The sequence below is a fragment of the Paenibacillus taichungensis genome (genome assembly GCF_003287275.1).
GTDB lineage: Bacteria > Bacillota > Bacilli > Paenibacillales > Paenibacillaceae > Paenibacillus > Paenibacillus taichungensis_A.
In genome coordinates this window covers 415,135-438,655 of sequence record NZ_QEVW01000009.1, presented here as the reverse complement: position 1 = coordinate 438,655, position 23,521 = coordinate 415,135, and the positions used below count along the sequence as shown (strand labels likewise).

The window sequence follows — 23,521 nt, the reverse complement described above, 5'->3', positions numbered from 1 at the left end:
ACTGTCTGATTTACAGACGGGGAAGGGCTTCTTTTTCTGTAATCCAGGTAATCTCATACGGAAAAATCCGATTAAAATATGGAACGATATCCTGCGCAACCTGCTCTACAGTGAAGGTCTTGCCTGTAATATCCTCCAACGAGGTCACACCATACTGCTCAATCCCGCAAGGAACAATCCCCTGAAAGCCTGCGTGCTGAATGCCTGAGGTGATATTAAAAGCAAATCCGTGACTCGTCACGAAGCCGCGCCGATGTTTACACCGATTGAACTTTACGCCGATGGCGGCAATTTTCAAATCTCCGATCCATACACCTGTGTAAGATTCTTTACGTCCCGCTTCAATACCCTGATCAGCCAGGTAATCAATAATCATCTGCTCCAGACAACGTAAATAGCCATGTAAATCCAAGGCTTCATCCCGCCCAAGAACAAGTAACGGGTAACCTACCAACTGGCCAGGGCCATGATAAGTAATATCACCGCCGCGGTCAATTTGAAACAAGGAGATGCCTTGCTCCCGCAGCTCGTCTTCACTAAGAAGCAGGTGCTCCGGGTGATTCTGTGAACCGATCGTATACGTCGGCGGATGCTGGAGCAACAGCATCTGTTCAGCGCCTTCTCCCTCATCCAGTTGCTGCACAATCGCTTTCTGGCGGTTCCAAGCCTCTTCATAATCAAGCATCGGTATGTACACAACATCCAGCGGCTTGCTCATGATTCCCCCACACCCTTCTGTTTCAATGTTCATTGTATAATGATGAGCATTCTAATGAAGAAAACGGGAAAAGTGCACGGCCATTGGCACATACACTTTCCCATTATCCATCTATTCAGCGCTTGGCATCATTAGTAACTCATTGAAATGATGCAATTGCTCTCTCTTAATACACGTTCGATTCCATGGTATATCCTTCAAGATTTTCTTTTACACGTTGCAGGAAACGTCCGCTAATGACTCCATCCAGAATACGATGATCCAAGGAGAGACAAAGGTTCGCCATGGAACGGACAGCAATCATGTCATTAATGACCACAGGTTTCTTGACGATCGACTCAAATGTAAGAATCGCCGCCTGCGGGTAGTTAATGATAGGTTGCGACAGAATCGACCCAAATGATCCGGTATTGTTAACCGTGAATGTACCGCCCTGCATATGATCCAGCTTCAATGTGCCTTCACGAGTTTTGCGTGCCAGCTCATCAATTTCACGAGCCAGGCCAGCGATGTTGCGCTGATCCGCATGTTTAATTACGGGTGTCAGTACAGAGTCTTCTGTACCTACTGCCATCGACAGGTTGATATCCCGTTTGACAATAATTTTGTCAACAGCCCAGACGGAGTTCATGATTGGGTAGTCTTTAATGGCATTGACGACACCCTTCATCATGAAGGACAGGTACGTCAGATTGATACCTTCTTTGCGCTTGAACTCATCCTTAAGTTTGTTGCGCAGCATCACCAGGTTCGTCACGTCTACTTCAATCATCGTCCACGCGTGAGGGATTTCCGATACACTTTGACGCATATTACGAGCAATGGCATTACGAACTGGAGTAACGTCGATGAAGTATTCGGATCTTCCTTGTCCGCCACCCTCTACTTCGATTTGCGGAATTTTCGGACTTTCGGTCAGGTGTATGCCGGAATGTCTTACAGGAACGCCTGCGTCGGCTGCTGGAACTGTTTCTCCTGCAGATACGCCCAAGTCTGCATTCCCCCGATTCAATCCGCTGAAAGGAGAACCTGAAGTTACTCCCGAAGAGGCATGCTGTCCTGCTACAGTAGAAGACTGTGCAGACGTTGCGCCCGTGTTTCCACCCTGTGCAATCACTGTCAGTACATCCTTACGTGTAATCCGTCCACCTGCTCCAGTGCCCTGAATGCTCTGCAAGTTCAGACCATGTTCCGCTGCAAGGGATTGAACCGCAGGAGAATAGCGGTTACGCATCGGCTGATTGGGATCATGACCTGTTGTACCCGCTGCACCAGCAACAGGTACATAGTTCGCACTTTGTTGTGCATGAACATGATCACCATTCTGTTGCTGCGAAGTTTGTGTTACTTGTTCTGCTGCTTCCGAATCAGAAGCAGCTACCTGCATGCGGCAGATGGCTTCGCCAACCGCAATGGTCGTACCTTCTTCGACCAACAGGTCACCCATAATTCCATCAACAGTTGATGGAATCTCAGCGTTGACTTTATCCGTAATCACTTCACAGATCGGTTCGTATTGTTCAACCCGGTCACCCGGTTTTTTCAACCATTTGGCAATGGTAGCCGAGACCAGCGATTCCGCCAGCTGCGGCATAATGACCTCGATCCATTTCATACTCATTGGTTATATCACTCCAAACTTTGCTTTTAAACTATCTCACTACACGACTTAATACTCGGCGAGTGTACGCATCGCTTCCTTGGCTTTGTCCTTGCTCAGCATATAGAATTTCTCCAATGTTGGGCTAATCGGCATTGCCGGTACATCCGGTCCGCAGAGACGCTGAATCGGAGCATCCAGTTCGAACAGACATTCTTCACTGATGATAGCTGCAACTTCCGCTCCTACACCACCGGTTTTATTATCTTCATGCACAATCAGCACTTTGCCTGTCAGACGAGCCGATGCAATGATGGCTTCGCGATCAAGTGGCTGCAATGTACGCAGATCCAGTACATGGGCAGTAATACCTTCCTCACGCTCCAGCTCTTCGGCAGCCTGCATGACAAAATGAAGTGGCTGGCTATAACCGATAACCGTAATATCTGCTCCTTCGCGAAGCACGTTGGCTTTACCAATCGGAACGATGTAATCATCTTCTGGCACATCTTCCTTGATCAGCTTGTAGCATTTTTTATTTTCAAAAAAGAGAACCGGGTCCGGGTCACGAATGGCTGCTTTGAGCAATCCCTTCGCATCATATGCCGAGTATGGAGCTATAATTTTCAGACCTGGTGTGCCAAAAAAAATCGATTCCGGACATTGGGAGTGATACAGGCCTCCAAAAATACCGCCGCCAATCGGCGCACGAATAACAATCGGACAACTCCAGTCATTGTTGGAGCGATAGCGAATTTTGGCCGCTTCACTAATAATCTGATTTGTTGCAGGCAGCATGAAATCCGAATATTGCATCTCGGCAATAGGTTTCATACCGTACATCGCAGCGCCAATGGCTACACCTGCAATGGCTGATTCGGACAAAGGTGTGTCCATGACACGCATTTCGCCGAACTGATCCTGCAACCCTTTGGTTGTAGTGAACACGCCACCTTTGACTCCGACATCTTCACCAAGGATAAAGACATTTTCATCCCGTTCCATCTCTTCTTTCATCGCGAGACGGATTGCATCAATATATTCCATAACCGCCATGATTACCGTCCCCCTTCTTCGCTGTCCGCATAAACGTGCGTCAAAGTGTCCTCAGGTTTCGGATATGGCGCGTTGTCTGCATATTCAGTCGCTTCTTTCATTTCCAGCGCAAGCTGGGAAGCCAGATCCGCATCCCGGGCTTCGTCCCAGATGCCGCAATCGATCAAATAGTTCTTCATGCGAAGCACGCCGTCCTTCTTCCAATTCTCTTCAACCTCTTCCTTGGTCCGGTATGCCAGATCATTATCGGAAGTGGAGTGTGGAGACAAACGATACATCATCGCTTCAATAAGTGTAGGTCCTTCACCAGCGATTGCGCGGCGACGAGCTTCTTTGACTGCACCGTATACTTCCAGTGCATCATTTCCATCTACACGCAATCCGGGGAACCCGTAACCAAGTGCACGATCCGATATTTTACCACTCAGCTGCTTGTGAATTGGCACCGAAATGGCATACTGATTGTTCTCACACATAATGATCACAGGAAGTTTATGAACACCTGCGAAATTGGCACCTTCGTGGAAATCGCCCTGGTTGCTTGACCCTTCGCCAAAAGTTACAAAAGAAACGAATTCTTGCTTCTTCATCTTGGCAGCCAGTGCAAACCCGACAGCGTGCGGGACCTGTGTGGTAACCGGGCTGGAGCCCGTTACAATCCGCAGCTTTTTGTGACCGAAGTGACCCGGCATTTGCCGTCCGCCACTATTCGGATCTTCCGCCTTCGCAAAAGCAGACAGCATCAACTCACGTGGAGTCATGCCAACCGCCAGTACAAAACCATAATCGCGGTAATACGGTAAATAATAATCGTGATCCCGGTCCAGGCCGAATGCGGCGCCTACTTGCGCAGCTTCCTGTCCTACACCGGATACGTGAAAGTTAATTTTGCCGGCCCGCTGTAAGAGCAAGCAACGCTCGTCAAACTTGCGTGCGAGCAGCATGTATTTGTACATATCCAATACTTCACCATCGCTAAGTCCCAGCTGTTTATGCCGATGGACCGCGTCTGCAGTACCTTTTGAACTCATATGAGGTACCTCCTTTTAATCAGAGCCTATGCCCGTCTTACTACCCGATCTTATAACCTGGTACTAAGACTTGCCTTAACCTTATTATAATCCCATTTGCCCAAAAAAGGAAAGGACCTTTCTCATAAGCCTGTCCGGATTACATTCCAATCGATTTTCCGTCTACTGCCAACATGGCTTCACCCATGATTTCCGATAAAGTAGGGTGAGGGTGGATCGTCTGTCCAACTTCCCAAGGTGTAGCATCCAGCATCTGAGCCAAAGAGGCCTCTGCGATCAGTTCCGTCACATGGGTACCGATCATATGTACTCCCAATATATCATTCGTCTTGGAATCCGCGATTACCTTCACGAATCCATCCCGACTTCCGTGAACCAATGATTTTCCAATCGCCTGGAATGGAAACTTGCCTGTCTTCACTTCATAACCACGCTCTTTGGCCTCATGCTCCGTGAATCCGATACTCGCTGCTTCCGGACGAGTATAGACACAGCGCGGAATTCGATGTGATTCGACGGCATGTACCGTTTCACCCGCCAGATGATTCACTGCCAAAATACCTTCATGGCTCGCTGCATGCGCCAGCTGTAATCCGCCGATGACATCGCCGATTGCATAAATATGTCCCTCACCCGTTTGCAAATGTTGATTCACAGCAATAAATCCGCGTTCGAGTTTGATATCCGTATTTTCGAGTCCGATATTTTCGACATTGGCCTGACGACCAACCGACACCAGCATCTTGTCCGCTTTCAGGGTCTCTTGCTTCTCATCCCCCAGCTTGACATCAATCTGAATACCGTCTTCCTGTATGCTATATGTCTCTGTCAGAACGCTGGCGCCTGTTAGGAAACGAACACCACGTTTCCCAAGCAATCTCTGCATTTCCTTGGCTACATCTTCATCCTCTGCCGGCAATACATGAGCAGCGGCTTCAACAACTGTAATTTCGACGCCAAAATCATTCAACATGGAGGCCCATTCGAGGCCAATCACACCACCACCAACAATGATCAGGGATGCCGGTAATTCGTCCATTCGCAAAGCCTCATCACTGCTCATGATGTACCGACCATCTGGCTCAAGACCTGGCAGTACCCGTGGGCGAGACCCGGTAGCAATAATGAGGTTGGTTGGCACAACCGTATCCATCTCGCCATCTTCAAACTCGACAGCCACTGCACCGCTCTGAGGGGAGAAAATGGAAGGTCCGATCACGCGCCCTTTGGCGTGTACGACCTGAATTTTATTTTTTTTCATTAAATACTGCACACCTTGATGAAGCTGCTCCACAATTGCATCCTTGCGCGCTTGAACCTTAGGAAATACAAGTGTTGCTCCAGCTGTTTCAATCCCATACATTTCGCTCTCTTGTATCTCAGCGTACACTTCTGCACTTCGCAGCAAAGCCTTGCTCGGAATACAACCACGATGCAGACAGGTGCCTCCCAGCTTATCCTTCTCAATAATAACAACCTGTTTTCCTAACTGTGCGGCACGGATGGCAGCAACGTACCCTCCCGTTCCTCCTCCAAGAATGGCAACATCACATGTAATTGGCATCTTTAATGTTCTCCTCTATCCATATAATTTCAATACAATTTCAATATATTTGTAAGATGATGATTCGAATGATTCTCTTTTTCATAGACGTTATCTATATTCCATTGTACTCCCCTTGAGCGGTCAACTCAAAATTTGACCCCGAAACGCATGGACAGCTTCTGAAAACCAAGCTATGATGGAATCAGGTATGACCTGTAAGCGCAACCTTTATTTTACGTCAACCTCAGGCAGAAGGAGTTTAATGGTGATGAATACTAGACTGATCTTTGCACGATTCGTGGCGATTATTGTTCTGGTCATTCCCGGGTTAATGGCAATGAAGGGTTTTCTAATGATGAAGGACGCCCTTTTCCTGTATTATGCCGAGCATGGGAACGAGCAGATCTCACCAGGATTTCAATGGCTCTCCTTTGGTGGAGGACTTGTCCTGTTCGCCGCAGGCATGAGTTTTCTGGGAGGTTGGATTCTGTTCCGTGACCGCAAGCGTAATTATGTAGGACCCCGTTTTCGTTCAAAAAGCGCACCCTCAGCCGACAAAGCAGAGACGCCCGGTACGACTTCCTGAGTCCGGGCTTTTTGTCATTTTTTCTGGCTCCGCAACATTTCAACATCCGAACCTTACATCTGCCTTTATATACGGTACTCAATCAGGTATAATGCTTATTTATTCAAACACGTATTTGCATAAATTCAGAGTTAGCATCTTGAATATGCACAATGCCCACTCTTCCATAGACAGGATGGTTCAACATGGTCTCGTTTATCATTACGCTAAAAAGATTGCTCAAAGGCATTTTCCATGCCTTCAAGGACCAGAAGTTCCTTGCTCTGTTTGTATTAACTGCGGCGACACTTCTCTCAGGCACGTTATTTTATACTCGCGTTGAAGGTCTGCACTGGATTGATGCCCTCTATTTCTGCGCAGTAACTCTAACAACGGTGGGACATCCGGATTTTGTACCATCGACCGGATTCGGCAAGGCATTTACGGTCATCTATATGTTTGCAGGCATCGGCCTCACCTTCGCCATGATTGCCAGAATTACCGCAGGTATTTTATTTCCCCGCAAATTGCAGACAGAAGAGAACCCGGAGTAGTCTCCGGGTTATTCGTATAATGCATCCCGCAGCTTGGTAGACATGCGCGACTCTTTGGAAGAGGACTTCAGAATCGTTCTGCGCAGCGTCAGATTACTGGTTTGCAGCCGCTCCGCTTCAGCGAACAAATCTGCAAATAACGCCTGTGCTGCTTCGTCAAGGTCTGACTGTCTTTTCAAACGTTCATATCGCTCATGTAACTCGGATAATGCTTCACTCATCGTTTACACCTCTTTTCAATCGCTCCTGACTTATGGACAGCACTGCCGTAACCAACAGCTTAACAATCCATATAGTAACACAAAGCTGCTCAGATTAGTTCTGGCTCTTACTAAAGATTTTGTGGTACTCTGTAATGGTCGCTTTTTTTTGTTGAATCCCGTATGTGAGAGGAGTAGCAGAACTGTGCAAACAGGACGAATTACCGTAATTACAGGACCTATGTTTAGTGAAAAATCCGGTGAACTCATTCGCCGTTGTCAGAAATTAATTCAATTTGGCCGTAAAAAGGTCGTTGCTTACAAACCTGCCGAAGATGATCGATTTGCCCAAGACGAGATAGTTAGCCGTATCGGCTATCGTCTGCCTGCCCATTCCATTCCCCGGCAATTGACCCCGGAATCCGTAGAGATGATCCTGAATCAGACCAAAGATGCTGATGTTGTTGCGTTTGATGAAGTACAATTTTTCAGCAGTGCCATCATGGAACTGGTCTCGGAGCTTGCCTACTGTGGCAAACATGTCATTGTGGATGGTCTGAATATGGATTACCGTGGCAAGGAATTTGGATATGTAGGCGGTTTGCTCGCCATGGCGGATGACATTGAGAAATTGTCAGCATTCTGTGCCGTATGCGGAAGCCCGGATGCGGCTTTTACCCAGCGTATCGTTAATGGAGAGCCTGTGACGCTTGGACCTGTCGTCATGATTGGCGATTCCGAAGCTTATGAGCCGCGCTGTCGCTGCTGCTTCATTCCTCCTCACAAAGTTGAATGCTGAGCTGACTTAGCTTTTCCATAATCAATCTATAGGTTCTGATCGGCGGTATCTGCTGCTACAGGTTTCCTGAGATTTCAAAAAAAGCCCCTCAGGGCTTTTTTTATTAGTACTCCTTTACCAGCATACCCTTAATATACCTCTGCTTATCTCGGTTATTAGCTGTTTTTGTGCACACAAAAAAGCACCGCCTCACAGCGATGCTTCCCATTCGTCATCTCCCGCTAGTCCCGGGAAACAAAATATTTGTTGGTCATGTAGTAAGCGTCGCCACGCGACGTTTCTACCATTCCTTTTTTGGCATCCAAAAATACAATTTCTTTGCACTTGGTGCAGTACCATTTGGTGCGCTTATATGGGGATTCCGTAACATATGCCGTACCACATTTGCAATCAATCTTCATTAATAACTCGGTTGATTTATATGCGCTGGACAAGCGTTCCATGTTATCCTGCTGCTGTGTAGGCATAATTGTCTGCTGATAATCCGATAAATGATTCTGAACTTTAAAATCTGCTACCAATCCTGCATTCAATCCAAAAAACTCCTTGCCGATTTCGGTCACGAAGCGCTTCTCATTTCTGTAGCAATCCAGCCACTCAATAATCTGCTTATTTGACAGTGGAACCGTACCCTTGATACCGCTGTTTAAGGTGTAGGTCATGATGTATAAAGTATCGTCTTGTCTACCTGAGTACATTAGAATCCTCCTTCGAATACATTTGCTAATGTACTACAAAAACGCTCATAAATCAAAGCAATGTTATTTCCTGAGCGTATCTCTTCCTTATTAAATGGGTAACATTCCTCGATGTTCCGCCACGGATTTACAAGAACTGCATACACCTGCAACATTTCCCAGGGAAGTCGCATAATGCACGATGGACTTCACTTTTTTACTACAGATGGAACAATATTGCCTCCTTTCGCTTTTTGGAGTGTAATCGGATAGGTTTACTACGTTTGAGTTTGATTTGAACCTGCGCACAAAGTTCAGCCATTTCATCTCTTTCTCTCTCTTCCTGGTTTGCCTTCTAAGGGGTGAATTGCTTATGCTTGGGCAAAAATTGATCCTGCATTGGTTATGTATACGATTCCAAGTTGTGCATGACTATCTCATAATCTATTCGACGTTTTGAGCCTTTTTCCTGTTTTTGATCTCTACGCATACAAAAAAAACCGACAGAACCTTCCCTAACCTCTTGTAGAAGAAGGGAACTTCCGTCGGTTAACTAGCCTTATTTATAAAACGTTCCAAGTACCTCCAGCGCAGGTGAGCGCTCGATTCGAAACGGATAGATATATCCCTGATTCAGCTTCACAAACTTGCGACTCCACAGATCAAGTCCAGTTGTAAATTGGTACGCCTGATATATAAATTTGGAACAATAGTTTCGTTCAATGCTGCGCAGATTTGTCTGCAATCGGTAAAATTTCACCTGCTTGTAATGATCCTGCACCCACTGCGCTGCCTTTACACCAGCCTGATTCAAACGGGAACGAAACACAATGAAACGATCTCCCTCATAAAAGCGGGTGATGTACCAATCCAAGGAATCGGCAAACACAGGTCCATAAGGATGTACGTGATACACTTTACCGTCCAGTCCAATAATCCCCATATGCCCGGCGTAATAAGTCGATTCCGAACTTGGTGTATATAAAATATCTCCCGGCTCCAGCTTCATCTGGCCCAAAGCGGTAATAGGCAAATCCTGATGCAGTCTTTTGGCCGCTGAACGTGCGCGCCTTCCCTCCACCAATAGTCGGTGCATTTTTCCAGCAACAGCGAGATAGACTTCCGACCATTTGATCCGTTTTTTCTCAGTGCCTTTGAACCACCGATGAATGAATGTGGATATACGTTGAGATTCTTTTTTCATATTCTGAACTCCACTCTAATCTGTTTGACGTTTCTTGATGTTTTTCCCCACATATAAGGCTCATTATAGACAGTTGATGATTCATGTTCAATTCCGGTGCCTGTTCTATGTTGTGCAATTCGAGGAGGTTCATACCGAAAATGGAATCAAAAAAAGCAGTTCCGGCATTAGCCAGAACTACTTCATTTGATTTGAACTTGGAGTTACAATTATATGAAGAGATTCTATTCTTCCACGACCCCAAGTGCTTTATTTTTCTCCTTAAAACGGCTGTTATGGGAAGACACATAGGCAACTTTCTCCGCCTCAGGGTCCATATACAGTTTTGCACTGTTTACCGCAAGGGCTGCATCCGTAAATGTACCAGCAATCAGATACAATTTACTTCCATAATCGACAAAGTCTCCTGCAGCGAAGACGCCTGGAATATTCGTTTGCAGCTTCTCTGTTGTGGTCACATGCCATTCACCAAGATCAAGTCCCCAATCCCGGATCGGGCCAAAATCACTCTTCATGCCATGGTTGACGATAATCGCATCCACATCAAGAACTTCACTCTCACCTGTCTCCACATGGGATATTGTCACCTGTTCGATGATCTCCCCACTTTGACTATGTAGGGTATCAACGGCATATGGTGTACGAATATCCACTGAGGATTCTCTCATTCGCAGTACATTGCGCTCCAATCCGCCAAAGCGGTCACGACGATGCACCACCGTCACTTGCTCTGCCAAAGCTTCTAGCTCATTGGCCCAATCGACCGCGGAATCACCTCCACCTGAGATCAGTACCCGTTTGCCACGGAAAGGCTCCAGCTCCTGTACCGTATAGTGAAGATTGGTAACCTCATAACGGTCAGCGCCTTCAAGCTCCAGCTTCGCCATTTTATATATACCATACCCGATCGCCAATATGACGGTACGTGTCCAGTGTTGTTCTCCTGTATTCGATGTCAGCAGAATTGTGCCATCAGGCTGACGCTCAAATCCTTCAATTTGCTGTTCAAACACAATCGTTGGCTCAAACGTTCTCGCCTGTTCTTCCAGCTGTTTAATCAAATTTTCACACAGAATCGGGGTAACACCGCCAACGTCCCAGATCATTTTTTCTGGATAGAAGAGCATACGACCACCCAATTTATCCCGCGCCTCAATCAACTTGGTCTTCATATCACGCATGCCGCTGTAAAATGCAGAATACATGCCGGCAGGTCCTCCGCCGATAATTGTTACATCATATAATTCCAAATGCTGATCCATGTAGTTACCTCCATCAGTTCGATCCAAAACGCTCGACTATTTGATATCGATTCTCATTATCACTCTTTTCCTAGTCTAATGGGAAACTTATCAAATTACAATGGCTAAAATTCAAACATTTCTTATACAAAACTACCATCGTTTTTTTATTTGTTGATTACTTTACTTTGGGTGCTGCCAGTAAATGCTCGACAACGAAATCAATCTGCTTGTTGATGGAATAGATATCCGAGTAATAGAAGAAATCAAAGTCAATTTCGATTAGACGGCCTTCTTTGATAGCGGGTATGCTATTCCAGATTGGGTTATCGTTCAGGTTATCTGCGCCTTCATATACCGAACGAAATACGTAATCTCCCATATATTCTGGAAGAACCTCCATGGACAAGGTCGAACCTGCCGCGTCGGAAACGACGTCAATTTTTTTCTGGACCGCTTCAGGTGCTTTCATTTCCAAGTACTCGTATATAGCCTGAGATCCTCGGCCGTATTGCTTACTTTCTACAATGACCATCTCTTTCAGCCCACCCTCGACGATGGAAGCTGTTTTGTCCAGTATGCCTGCATCAGCAAGTGTTTTCTTGCTCTCTTCGACTTTGCTGTTGAGATTGTCGATTAAAACGTCGGCTTCCTGCTCTTTGCCGAAAATGCTAGCTATACTATGAAGTCTTTCTTCCGTTGTCAATTTCTCATATGGGACATAAACAGTTGGTGCAATATCTTTCAATAGCGTGTAAGTCTCTTCTGAAGGAACAATGATCAAATCCGGGTCAAGATCAATAACCGCCTCAGGGTTTGGTTCAAACCAGGTGCCCAGTGAATTTACACCTTCAAGCTCATTCTTATATGCAGCCCCATCAAATACGTCAGAAGTCGCAATAGGCTTAATGCCAAGCGCTACAACATCTCCTTGAAGATAAAGTACAACAACCCGTTTAGGATTTGCCGGGACAACCACATCACCTTTAACCGTGGAGACCGTGCGTGTTCCATTTTCGTTGTTCGTTTGACTACCTGAATCTGATGATGAAGATGCGGCTGTGCTCGTAGAAGAGTTCGCATTCGTGCCTTCCCCCGTAGCTGTTGTTGTTGCTGAGCCAGCGGAGCATGCCGATAAAAGCATTGTGATGCTTAAAAGTGCAACCAAAATCATGCTTGAGCTTGTTTTTCTTCTTTTCATTGATGTAGACCCTCCGTCTATATATTGATAATGATTCTCATAATCAATATATCCTCGCATCCATCTCCAGCCAATGGACGATTCGGAGAATTGTAATGGACGATCCTCTGCAAGAGTCTGGTCTCTTATTTTCCGCTGATAGAGTGTGGGGGACAGGCCCACATGTTTTTTGAAAATACGGCTGAAATAATACACATCCGTGTATCCTACTTCTGCCGCGATTTCACGCAGGGTGGCATCAGATCGTACAAGCAGTTTCCGGGCCTTGTTCAGTCTCGTTTGAATGAGATAATCAATTGGACTGTGTCCTGTCTTTCGTTTAAATTGCATGGATAAATGACGGGAACTGTAGTTGAATTGTTCAGCCAGAAAATCCAGAGTTACCTGTTCCCTATAATGTTGCTGAATGTAGCGAAGTGTTTGCTCAATAGGGTCTGGAAGCACTGTTCTGACCTCCTGCTCTGCCAATTGAAACAACAGCTCATGAATAAATTGGTAGAACAAACTTTTCACTTGAAGCAAGTCCAGTCTGCTCGCCTGATCCCAAGCTTTCTCCAATTCATCAAAAAAGCGCAATATAACAAGAGGATTGCTCGGCGTAAATCCATATTGCAATGAGAACGGAGCACCCTGAGGAGGTTGTGGCAACCGCCATGTTTTACGATGAGTTGGGAACGCAAGGAATGCCCTGTAGAACAGCAAATAATATTCAAACTTTTTTCTCACCCGAATATCCAGTGATGATCCTTTACCACCATGCAGAATACAGAATCGCTGTACTTCGTGTGTTTTTCCATCCATTTTAAGTTGAGCTGCACCCCGAATACTGTATATAAAAGCGTTTGCCGGAAGTAAATAGGACTCTTGTATCTCCCCTGCCTCCATGACGATTCGGCGTATATCCAGAATTTTAACAGCCGCGTGGTTCCAGCATTGCATCTGTTCGTTTAATTGCATCGATTACTCTCCAATCCCAGTCTCACCAGGAACAAAGACCTTGTACAGGTCTTTGTTCTGCAAACCACCCTCTAACCTAGCGTTAGTGGTTCACTATGATTTCTTTATTATAGGTGATAATAATTTTCATTATCAACTGTATTTTGACCGGGATTCAATTTTACCAACCAATGCACCGAAAGATTTATTTTTGATCCGCTTTCTTCGTAAACCAAGCTGCCAATTCCTCGGTCTGATCCAAGGTTGCAATCGGGTCAAAGTACCATGAACGATCCGGACTCCAGATAAACACACGATCATTCTTGACGGCATCAAGCGAATTCCATACCGGCTTAGACTTTAATTCCTCTACAGTCAGGTTGTCTGCCGTAAGAATAATGTAATCACCAGCAAATTCGGGTATGGATTCGGACGAAACTTCAACAAGCTGATCTTTCATTAATATCTCTTTTTTGTCTACCGGAGGATTCAATCCGAGAGCACTATACACAGCCTGACCTCCACGCCCAAAATTATCACCAAAGGCTAACGGTGCTTTATCGTAAAATTGCATAACTGATACTTCTGCATCTGCATCGATTGCTTCACTTACACGCTTCTTGGCATCTGCAATTCGTCCATCGTAATCGGCCAACCATGATTCAGCCTCTTTTTCCTTGTTCAACGCTTTACCGAAATAAGCGATCTCTTCATGGGTATTTTTCAACTCTCCATAAGGAACAACAAGCGTAGGCGCAATTTTGCTAAAAGAATCAAACAAATCAGGATCACCTGTGACAATCAGGTCTGGTTGAAGTTCCAACACCTTTTCAAGAGAAATGGTTTCGTATTCACCAATATTCTCTACGCCCTCAAGTGATTTGATAAAATAGGGATTCTTCAAATTCATTTCCGGTGTACCGACTGGTTTGATTCCCAAAGCAATCAGGCTTCCCAAATATAAATCAACTACAATTCGTTTCGGTTCAGCCGGGACCGTGATATCTCCTTTAACCGTCGAGATAATACGAGGCTCGGAAGTGCTCGATTGGCTGTCTGCCGTTACTGTGCTAGAGGTATTCGAAGTCCCTTTGCTTCCGGCTGTTACTCCCCCAGAATTACTTGCTGTCCCTGGCGAACAGGCACTGAGCAGTAAAGTGAGACTTAATAAAATACTAAGCAACATTCCCGTTCTTGTCTGTCTATTCATGTACAATGACCCTCCGCGTTTATATTGATAATGATTATCATCATCGTTATAAACATACCTTCCAGCTCTTTCGCTGGAAATGTCATTTCGCGCCAACGTTGATGTCAGATCAGGCCATTTTAAGGGTTCTGATGTTTGCTCCTTGAACTGAAGCGGAGAAACGCCTGTATGTTTTTTGAACATACGTCCCAGATAATATCCGTCCGGATATCCGATGCCTGCTGCAATCTCATCCAATGTAGCGTCGGTATGCAGCAGCATCTCCTTGGCCTTGAACAAACGGAACTGAATCAAATAGTCGATTGGACTATAACCCGTGGCCTGCTTGAACTTGCGGGACAGACTTCTGGGACTGCTGCCGATCCTCTCTGCCAGAACATGCAGCGTCAATGGCTCAGCATAAGAGGATTCCACAATTCCGATGACTTTGCTGACCTGATCTGTAACGGAATACCGAGCTGCAGCATAAGGAATTTGTGCCGATACTTGCTCTACAAAAGGATAAAACAGGCTTTTTGCCTGAAAATGATGTATGGGGTTCTTTTGATTCCATAATGTGTGTATCTGTTTAACTTGCTCATAAAGCACAACTGGTGAATTGGGGGGAAAACCATAGCTGAGCTGAAATGGATTCGTGCGCTCCAACATGTTTACTAAATCGGTTCTTCCTCCACTTGGCAAGCTTGATTTGTACATAAGGTAGAACAGGTTCAATCCGGATTGTCCAGCTTCAATATGCAGCACGCTTCCCTTTCCACCATGGAGAACATAAAAACGACTTACTTCATGCTTCTGATCGTTTATGGTCACATAGGCTTTACCCTGGATGGTGAACACAAACGTGCTCGCAGGGAATTTATATGTTAGCTCCTCAGCTGGCCCTAACTCCATATAACGTATATCCGCAATACTCACAGCAGCATAGTTCCAGAGTATGTAATAATTATTCCACATTTCACTAACCCAACTCCGTCTAAATATATTGACCAAACAGTCCTTACTCATTGATAACCATTATCAATTATTATCAGCAAGTAAGCAATACACAAGTGAAAGTCAACTTATTAGCGAGGAACCTTCATTTGCTTCTCGTAACATCCGATATATGTAAGTAGATCCACGATATAACGAAGAAGGGGAAAAGACCATGAATTCAATTTCACCTGCGTCCAAAAGCAGCATCACCCCCGGTAGCCAAGTCTCCAGCAGAGATAAGGAAATTCAGGGACTTATGAAACAAAAAATTAGGCTGAATGAGGAACTACAATCCGTCAAATCCAATGATCAGTTGGACTCCAAAATTAAGGCCGAGCGAATTAAATCTATAACGAGTTTCATCCAACAGGTCGATAATCAAATCGCTCAAATCAAAAGCGAGGAGATTCAAGAAAAAAATAAATTGAAGCAGTCTGAGCAACCTAAGCAACAACAGCCGCAACCGTCTGAGCTCTCTAGCGAAAATCAGGCTCCGGCAATGGGTCATCTAATCAAACATAGCCAGACTTATGATCAGTTAGGCAAACTGGTCGGTTTGCGTGATCGCATGCACGGGTCAATACAAACATTAGAAGGAGAAACTCGCTTCGACCGGATCGTTCTCGATAATGATGTAGGAAACGACATGGGTAAGTCGATGATGCTGGAGAACGCGGAACAAACCGTTTTTCAAATGAAGCGTGAGATGGTCCAAGAGATTGATTCTCAAATCCGCAAAGTTGATCAGTCCATCGGGGAAAAATTGAAAGAAATCAACCAACCTGTACCAACAGAAGCTGCCCATTCGACTCCACCATCTCATACAGATGGAGATCAGGAAGTGAGTAAAGAAAATAGGACCGAAAACAAATCGAAGAACTCCAATGGTGTGCAGGGTGATAAAGACACAGGAAAAATACAAGAGACGCAATCAAATTCATCCCCTGCCCCACCCTACACTACACTCGACATTCGGGTTTAATTAGATTACATAATGGATAACAATTCCGCAATTAAAAACCGTTATTTACAGGTCCCTTTTACCTGATGAATAACGGTTTTTTCCGCAGCTAATAAATCTCCCGACAGTTATGGTTATACAGCTTCCTCATTCCCACAAATAATGCTGCCATTCACCGATTTACATACTTTTTTTATCCGTGTCGCCTCACTCACAATTTGATCAATGTTTTGATATTGTTGTCTTTGATTCGTGACCACAGCGATCGACACCGATACAAGCGGTATAGGTCGGTTCAGTCCAGAACGCCCTTCTCCCAACACATACTGATTATCCAAGTCCTCCTGATTGTAAAACGTTCCCTTGATCTTCTCAAAACCTGTTATCACCTCTTCACAAACGTACCTAAAGTCATGATGATTTAATATCGCAATAAAATCGTCTCCACCGATATGGCCAAGAAAAGCTTCTGGAAAAACAAAAAGTTTACGGAGCAGATTAGCAGTAGCTTGAATAAGTTGATCCCCCATTTTGAACCCATAGCTATCATTGTAGGATTTAAAGTGATCCAAATCTATGTATAGAACACTAAAATCATCAAGCTGCAGTAACTGATACAATCGTTCATCTATAATTCTGTTACCTGGAAGACCTGTCAAGGGATTCATAAAAATCGCCATTTCGGCTCGAACATCCGCAACAGCAAGCAGCAAACGTCGAATACTAACTGCTCCATACAAAACGCCTTCGGCTGTTATAAGCACTAGATCGTATAACTCTTCTTCAGATCGATTCATAGCCAGTATGCTTACATCCGTAATCTGTTCAGCGTAATCGACGACCAGTGCCCGGGCATTCATAACCAGTTCCACAGGGCGTCCCATATACAAATTATAGCCATACTGTGTACCAATCTGCTGGAAGAACCGAGCTCGCATCATTAATGACACAGCTTGTTCTCCCATAACTGCTACACCTTCCAGATTTGGATTCGATTTGAAAAGATGATAAACAATATCACATTTTGTTTCAGGCGCTACTACAGGAATCGTTTCGGCTATCTCACCTATTTGCGTAAATATACCATTCGCCTCCTCTATACATAGCCATGCCATCTACTTTTTAAATCTCTAATTCCCCTATGGAAAAGATAAGGGAGACGGCCTTAATACTGTATCAGGCCTTCCAAGTGCATAACCCTGACCGTATTCGATACCTTCACGTCGCAAAAATTGAATTTCCTCGTAACGCTCAATACCTTCTGCAATGATACTCGTCCCCGAGTCGGCAGCAAATTGCTTAAGGATCCTTACTATGTGCTGCTGATCCGGATGTGTGTCCACTCGACTAATCAGTGCTCTGTCCAATTTGATAAAATCCGGCTTTAGACTTACAATCGCCTTAAGACTGCTATATCCGGAACCCGCATCATCAATGGCAATTCGAAAACCCTGTGAGCGATAATTCGATAGAATGCGTTCGAACTCTACATAGTCATGAACTGCCTGTTTTTCAGTTAGCTCAAAGACAACTTGCTCAGGAGATAAACCATAACTGTTTAATAGACTGATTGTTTCTCCACTGCGATATGTGGAATCGGCTAAAACCTGAGGATGTATATTTAAAAAAACGACGGTATTGTCAGGATATCGCTCTGTAGTTAAAGAGGCTCTGAATCGTTCAATCGAAATCTCACGACAGAAGCGCTCAAATGTGAACACCTGATCCGTATGACCAATAAATTGATAAAAAGCTTCTGCATTCGGAAAAAGATCAGATATGGGAGGACGGTTTAATATCTCGTAACCAAGACATTGACCGCTCTGCAGATCTAGGATTGGCTGAAAATATGTAGTAAGCATTCGATTACGCATAATTTTTTGCAGTCCTTTGAATTGCCTGTAACTAAGCATAGAATGTTGACATGATTTACTTGCATATTTCAAAGAATTGTATATTTCATTTATGTATGTACAGAAAAAAGTCGTTCTCTTCATATATTTCATCCTTTATACCTATAATGATTATCTTGTCAGTGGTCACATCGTACCACTTTCCTGCTGAGAAAGCGTTAACTGCAAGTAAAAGTTTGTAAAAAATTTCACCCTTCCAAATATATATCTGAGAAGCCACACTGAAGCCTCTTCTGTTTATCATAGGTTATTCGATTTCTTTAATGGAATTTTATAGTATTGAAAAAACACCACGTTTTTATTGGTCTTGATAGACTCAATAAAAACGTGGTGTTCCTTATGTGTAAATAAGTTTAATTTATTTGTTCAGATGATCACTATTCCTGATCCTTTCAGGACACCTTATGCTCAATTCTAAGCTTATCAGCAACCATCGCGATGAACTCGGAGTTCGTCGGTTTCGACTTACTGATGTTGATCGTATAGCCAAACAGATGGCTGATGCTGTCGATGTTGCCGCGTGTCCAAGCCACTTCAATGGCATGACGGATGGCACGTTCGACGCGAGACGGCGTTGTTTTGAATTTTTCGGCAATCGCCGGATACAGGGTTTTCGTGATAGCACCCAAAATTTCGATATTGTTATACACCATAGTGATGGCTTCGCGTAAATACTGATATCCTTTAATATGCGCAGGAACGCCGATTTCATGTATGATGGACGTAATACTTGCATCCAAATTTTTGTGTTTACCCATCGGCACCACGTTGGACTTGTTCATAAACATCGATGAACCGCTACCACCACCTGTGGAGATTGTAGTTTGCGTGCCAACCAGTTGACGTACACGATTCGCGAGCACTTCCATGTCAAACGGTTTCAGGATGTAATAAGAAGCTCCGAGTTGCACGGCACGCTGCGTGATATTCTCTTGTCCGAAAGCCGTAAGCATAATGACTTTGGGCTGTGGAGACAGATTCAGATTGCGCAGACGCTCCAACACACCCAGTCCATCCAGGTGAGGCATAATAATATCCAGAATGAGTACATCCGGTACATCGCGAGTCTGCTCCAGCAGCTGCAGTACTTCTTCTCCATTGTAAGCAATTCCGGTTACTTCCATATCTTCCTGTTCGGATATATATTCGGCAAGCAAATTCGTAAATTCACGATTATCATCGGCCAGCAATACCTCAATTTTTTGCAAAACGGTATCCTCCTTTAATTTAAACATCGTTTCGTACATTTCCTTACAGGTTAAATTTTCGACACAGGGGAGGAAATTCCTTCTGTCGAAAATTATTTTTCTTTATTTTTTTTTCTCATTGCTATATAATAAATAATTTATTTCATTATCCGATATTATATGTTTACATTCGACAAAAAAACCTTAAGGAGGTTAACCCGCCTTAAGGTTTTTTGCATGTTCCTTTTTCATCATGACTCCTGCATCTTGTAACATCCACTCAATGAAGCAACCATAACCTGATTTCGGATCATTGACGAACACATGCGTCACGGCACCAATGAGTTTTCCGTTTTGCACAATGGGACTACCGCTCATGCCTTGTACAATGCCTCCGGTCTTATCGAGCAGCTTCGGATCTGTGATACGTAGCACCAGGCCTTTGGTGGCCGGTTCGGATTGATCTGCTACGTGTACAATATCAATTGAGAAACGCTCCACCTGCTGACCCTCAACAACTGTGAGAATTTCTGCAGGACCTTCTTTTACTTCATGGGAGAAAGCAACAGGAATGCCTTTAGAATACAAGCTATGTTCAGGATTACCGGACATTTTACCAAAGATACCAAAAGCAGTATTACGTTCAATATTGCCTAAAATTTTACTTTCTTTCAGGAAATGAGCTCGTTTTTCACCCGGATCACCGGATTCACTCTTAGAAATTGACGTTACATTGGACTGAACAATCTGACCACTGCCAACAACGATGGAGGTCTGAGTGTTCATATCCGTAATGACATGTCCCAGAGCGCCATATACGCCTTGATCCGGAGCGTAGAAGGTTAATGTTCCTACACCTGCGGCGGAGTCACGAATGTACAATCCAAGCCTCCAGGCTTTGTCTTCCGCATCATAAGCCGGTGTCAAACGGGTTTTAACCGTTTCTTTGCCGCGTTTTAATACAACATCAATACCTTTTTTGCTCTTGCCTGCGAGTTCAACCGCTTCAGCTACACCCGATACACCATCAAGGCGTTTACCGTCCATATGGGTAATCAGATCTCCAAGCTTGATGCCTGCTGATTCTCCAGGGGATACACGTTCATCTTGTCCAGAACGAACCAGATGGTGACCTACGACCAGAATACCTGCAGATTTTACTTTGACGCCAATCGTTTGACCCCCGGGTACAACACGCAAATCCGGGATCACGTTTACGTTAACCGTTTTTACCGGAATTTTGCCCCACAACTTCAACGTTAATTTGGCCTGCCCCGTTTGTTGGGGGTGAAGATGCAAAGGTTGTTGCTTCGTTACGTGGACCGCAGTTTCCTTTCCATCAAAACCAACGATGTCAGGACGATCTACAACAGCGCTTGAAGCAGCCGGTACAGCGAGATGAACGTCAGCCTGCCTGCCTGCAAATACCTGGAGTTCATCAGGCAATGAAGCATAACTTTGCACAGGCTGAATGGCCTGGCTGATCACACATAGAAAGAAGGCAAATAAAAGACCTAGCAATTTCTTCCTGAGGGGGGAATTCAATGGCTGTCACACTCCCTTTGCTTCTTTCGCTTGACGAAAGGTGGTCGCCAATTGCGTACCTATAAGATAACCTCGCCCCCAGGCTTTTATTACTGTCAATCATTACGCCAGCCGCTCGTTTCACCCTTTTTTGGCTTCCGCCAAATTCAGCATTTCCTGTGCATGATGCAGCGTTTTTTCTGTAATTTCCACACCGCCGAGCATACGTGCCAATTCCTTCACTCTGCCTTCGTCTGACAGCGATTCCACTTGTGTCATCGTACGCCCATCGTACACATGCTTTTCGATGAGATACTGATGATCCGCCATACAAGCGACCTGTGGCAAGTGAGTAATAGAGAAAACTTGGCAAGTAGAAGACAGACGATATAATTTTTCCGCAATGGATTGTGCCGCTCTTCCGCTTACACCTGTATCCACCTCGTCAAAGATCAACACCGGAATTCGGTCATGACGTGCGAAAATACTCTTCATCGCGAGCATCATTCGGGACAACTCACCACCGGAAGCAATCTTACCGAGTGGACGTAAAGGCTCACCAGGATTCGGAGAAATCAGGAATTCCGCATTATCTGCACCCTGACGCGTAAGACGAATACGACGTCCATTCCATTCAATCCCTTTTGCATCTTCAAAAGGAGTAATCTGAACTCGTAACGTCGTTCTCTCCATCTGCAGATCCTTAAGCTCACTCTCCACCTGCGCTGCAAGTTCCTCGGCACATTGTTTACGAACACGGCTAAGTTCCTCCGCAGACTCCATGACTAATTTGAGCAATTTGTCACGTTCATTACGCAGCTTCTCCAGACGTTCATCCTTGTTCTCCAGCTGGTCGGTTTCATGGCTAATTTGTTCATAATAATTCAAAATAAGTTCCACACTGTCGCCGTATTTCCGTCTGAGGCCAGAAATCAGATTCAGTCGCTGTTCCACTTCTTCCAATCTACCCGGGTTAAATTCGATCTTCTCCCGATAATCCCGCAACTGAAACGTAGCGTCTTCCAGTTGATAAAATGCAGACTGGAGCTGTTCAACTATAGGCTGTAGCCCTTTACTGTCATATCCCGATATATCTTCAATTCGTGACAATGCGATACTTACAGCTTCTAACCCACGTTGACCGCTAAGCAGATCATATGCACCAGCAACACTGTCCATCATTTTCTCACTATGGGATAGTTTGACCCGTTCTTCTCCGAGTAATTCATCCTCTCCCAGCGTTAAAGCAGCAGCTGCAATCTCTTCAAGCTGAAAGCGATACATGTCCAGCAATTGATACGCACGTTGACTTGACTCCTGAAGTGCACGAAGTTCTTTTTCCGCAGTAATAAATTTACTGTAGCGTTCCTGATATTCCGTTTTGACTGGACCGATGATTGCTGCCCCGTATGTATCCAGAAGCCCGAGATGACTTTCTGCGCGCAACAAACTTTGATGTTCATGCTGACCGTGAATATTAATTAATTTTTCTCCGACTTCACGGAGCATCGTCAAATTGACCAATTGGCCATTGATACGAGATGTACTTTTCCCTTGAGTATTCAGTTCACGGCGAATCACCAGATGCTCCTCCGGCTCACAATGGATGCCAAGCTTCTCCAGCGTTTCCCATACCGGATGGCTTGGCTCCATTTCAAACAGAGCCTCCATCTCGGCTTTCTCACATCCATAGCGGATCAGATCGGCTGAGCTTCGTCCACCAGCAATCAGACCCAAGGCATCAATAATGATCGATTTACCCGCTCCCGTTTCACCAGACAAGACATGAAATCCCGGGTGGAAAACAACATCAACTTCTTCTACAACAGCCAGATTACGAATCGATAATGTAACTAACATCTGCAAAAACACCTCCGGATGACTCACTCAGAAATTATGTTTTTGAACCATTATATTCTAAGAAATATAACCCATAATCCGCTCGATTACGGTCACGCTGTTACTTTCCGTCCGGCAGATGATGAGGATGGTATCATCTCCACAGATGGTGCCCATCACTTCCGTCCACTCAATATTATCGAGCAAAGCTGCAATGGAGTTAGCTGTACCAGGCAAACACTTCATCACGACCAGATTGTTTGTATGATCGATGTGTAAGAAGTTGTCCACGAGGGCACGTTTCAGTTTCTGAATCGGATTGTATCGTTGGTCTGTAGGCAGTGAATATTTATATCGTCCATCGTCCATGGGGATCTTAATTAAAAGAAGCTCCTTAATATCCCGTGATACCGTAGCTTGAGTCACCTGAAATCCAGATTTACGCAAAGCTTCAACCAGATCATCCTGGGTTTCAATTTCGTTTTGACTAATGATTTCACGTATCTTAATGTGTCGTTGTCCTTTCATACATGCCTCCAGTTAAAAGTTCAATGTATTGCATAGAACGGCTAATTTCCCTTTGC

At 44.8% G+C, this 23,521-nt stretch carries 21 protein-coding genes; 4 read left to right on the top strand and 17 right to left on the bottom strand.

Annotated features, from left to right (window positions below):
* Positions 1-10: 10 nt before the first annotated feature.
* The 5 genes from lipB to lpdA form a co-directional block, all read right to left on the bottom strand.
* Positions 11-718: a lipoyl(octanoyl) transferase LipB gene (gene lipB, locus DC345_RS16780; protein ID WP_113054023.1), complete on the bottom strand. Its 708-nt coding sequence runs from the start codon at positions 716-718 to the stop codon at positions 11-13.
* 166 nt (positions 719-884) lie between these two features.
* Entirely contained in the window at positions 885-2,339 is a 1,455-nt protein-coding gene (locus DC345_RS16775) for a dihydrolipoamide acetyltransferase family protein (protein WP_113054022.1), read from the bottom strand.
* A gap of 48 nt (positions 2,340-2,387) precedes the next feature.
* Positions 2,388-3,374, bottom strand: coding sequence for an alpha-ketoacid dehydrogenase subunit beta (locus DC345_RS16770; RefSeq protein ID WP_024630968.1), 987 nt, complete (start codon positions 3,372-3,374; stop codon positions 2,388-2,390).
* Positions 3,375-3,376: 2 nt separating this feature from the next.
* On the bottom strand, positions 3,377-4,405 hold the full coding sequence (locus DC345_RS16765; RefSeq protein WP_113054021.1) for a thiamine pyrophosphate-dependent dehydrogenase E1 component subunit alpha: 1,029 nt from the start codon (positions 4,403-4,405) through the stop codon (positions 3,377-3,379).
* 139 nt (positions 4,406-4,544) lie between these two features.
* Positions 4,545-5,969 (bottom strand): dihydrolipoyl dehydrogenase, encoded by a 1,425-nt coding sequence (gene lpdA, locus DC345_RS16760; RefSeq protein WP_113054020.1) that lies wholly within the window; start codon positions 5,967-5,969, stop codon positions 4,545-4,547.
* 244 nt (positions 5,970-6,213) lie between these two features.
* On the opposite strand from lpdA, the gene DC345_RS16755 reads away from it, so the two are divergent.
* Together DC345_RS16755 and DC345_RS16750 are read left to right on the top strand one after the other, a co-directional pair.
* A complete protein-coding gene (locus tag DC345_RS16755; RefSeq protein WP_064636780.1) occupies positions 6,214-6,537 on the top strand; it encodes a DUF2627 domain-containing protein in 324 nt (107 codons plus the stop codon).
* A 185-nt stretch (positions 6,538-6,722) separates the two neighbouring features.
* Entirely contained in the window at positions 6,723-7,070 is a 348-nt protein-coding gene (locus DC345_RS16750) for a potassium channel family protein (protein ID WP_024630972.1), read from the top strand.
* An 8-nt stretch (positions 7,071-7,078) separates the two neighbouring features.
* Here DC345_RS16750 and DC345_RS16745 read toward each other — a convergent pair whose 3' ends face one another.
* Complete coding sequence (locus DC345_RS16745) at positions 7,079-7,291, bottom strand: hypothetical protein (protein WP_113054019.1); 213 nt, start codon at positions 7,289-7,291, stop codon at positions 7,079-7,081.
* A 184-nt stretch (positions 7,292-7,475) separates the two neighbouring features.
* On the opposite strand from DC345_RS16745, the gene DC345_RS16740 reads away from it, so the two are divergent.
* Positions 7,476-8,069 (top strand): thymidine kinase, encoded by a 594-nt coding sequence (locus DC345_RS16740; RefSeq protein WP_113054018.1) that lies wholly within the window; start codon positions 7,476-7,478, stop codon positions 8,067-8,069.
* A 221-nt stretch (positions 8,070-8,290) separates the two neighbouring features.
* On the opposite strand, the gene DC345_RS16735 is transcribed toward DC345_RS16740, so the two are convergent.
* From DC345_RS16735 to DC345_RS16715, 5 genes are all read right to left on the bottom strand, one after another.
* Positions 8,291-8,767, bottom strand: a complete 477-nt coding sequence (locus DC345_RS16735) for a hypothetical protein (protein WP_024630975.1) — start codon at positions 8,765-8,767, stop codon at positions 8,291-8,293.
* Positions 8,768-9,305: 538 nt separating this feature from the next.
* On the bottom strand, positions 9,306-9,950 hold the full coding sequence (locus DC345_RS16730) for a hypothetical protein (protein ID WP_113054017.1): 645 nt from the start codon (positions 9,948-9,950) through the stop codon (positions 9,306-9,308).
* Between the two features lie 224 nt (positions 9,951-10,174).
* Entirely contained in the window at positions 10,175-11,212 is a 1,038-nt protein-coding gene (locus tag DC345_RS16725) for an NAD(P)/FAD-dependent oxidoreductase (protein WP_113054016.1), read from the bottom strand.
* Positions 11,213-11,369: 157 nt separating this feature from the next.
* Complete coding sequence (locus tag DC345_RS16720; protein ID WP_113054015.1) at positions 11,370-13,349, bottom strand: AraC family transcriptional regulator; 1,980 nt, start codon at positions 13,347-13,349, stop codon at positions 11,370-11,372.
* A 184-nt stretch (positions 13,350-13,533) separates the two neighbouring features.
* Positions 13,534-15,492 carry an ABC transporter substrate-binding protein gene (locus tag DC345_RS16715; RefSeq protein ID WP_181586612.1) on the bottom strand — a complete coding sequence of 653 codons (1,959 nt, stop codon included), beginning with the start codon at positions 15,490-15,492 and terminating at the stop codon, positions 13,534-13,536.
* Positions 15,493-15,685: 193 nt separating this feature from the next.
* On the opposite strand from DC345_RS16715, the gene DC345_RS16710 reads away from it, so the two are divergent.
* Positions 15,686-16,495 (top strand): FlxA-like family protein, encoded by an 810-nt coding sequence (locus tag DC345_RS16710; RefSeq protein WP_113054013.1) that lies wholly within the window; start codon positions 15,686-15,688, stop codon positions 16,493-16,495.
* A gap of 113 nt (positions 16,496-16,608) precedes the next feature.
* On the opposite strand, the gene DC345_RS16705 is transcribed toward DC345_RS16710, so the two are convergent.
* From DC345_RS16705 to ahrC, 6 genes are all read right to left on the bottom strand, one after another.
* The gene (locus tag DC345_RS16705; protein WP_258530694.1) at positions 16,609-17,439 is read right to left on the bottom strand and encodes a GGDEF domain-containing protein; all 831 of its coding nucleotides are present in this window, start codon (positions 17,437-17,439) and stop codon (positions 16,609-16,611) included.
* Between the two features lie 174 nt (positions 17,440-17,613).
* Positions 17,614-18,387 (bottom strand): EAL domain-containing protein, encoded by a 774-nt coding sequence (locus tag DC345_RS16700; protein WP_258530693.1) that lies wholly within the window; start codon positions 18,385-18,387, stop codon positions 17,614-17,616.
* A gap of 392 nt (positions 18,388-18,779) precedes the next feature.
* A complete protein-coding gene (gene spo0A / locus DC345_RS16695) occupies positions 18,780-19,595 on the bottom strand; it encodes a sporulation transcription factor Spo0A (protein WP_024630982.1) in 816 nt (271 codons plus the stop codon).
* A gap of 192 nt (positions 19,596-19,787) precedes the next feature.
* On the bottom strand, positions 19,788-21,119 hold the full coding sequence (gene spoIVB, locus DC345_RS16690; RefSeq protein WP_113054011.1) for a SpoIVB peptidase: 1,332 nt from the start codon (positions 21,117-21,119) through the stop codon (positions 19,788-19,790).
* Positions 21,120-21,239: 120 nt separating this feature from the next.
* The gene (gene recN / locus DC345_RS16685) at positions 21,240-22,958 is read right to left on the bottom strand and encodes a DNA repair protein RecN (RefSeq protein ID WP_113054010.1); all 1,719 of its coding nucleotides are present in this window, start codon (positions 22,956-22,958) and stop codon (positions 21,240-21,242) included.
* 57 nt (positions 22,959-23,015) lie between these two features.
* Entirely contained in the window at positions 23,016-23,465 is a 450-nt protein-coding gene (gene ahrC, locus DC345_RS16680) for a transcriptional regulator AhrC/ArgR (protein ID WP_063565708.1), read from the bottom strand.
* Positions 23,466-23,521 lie beyond the last annotated feature (56 nt).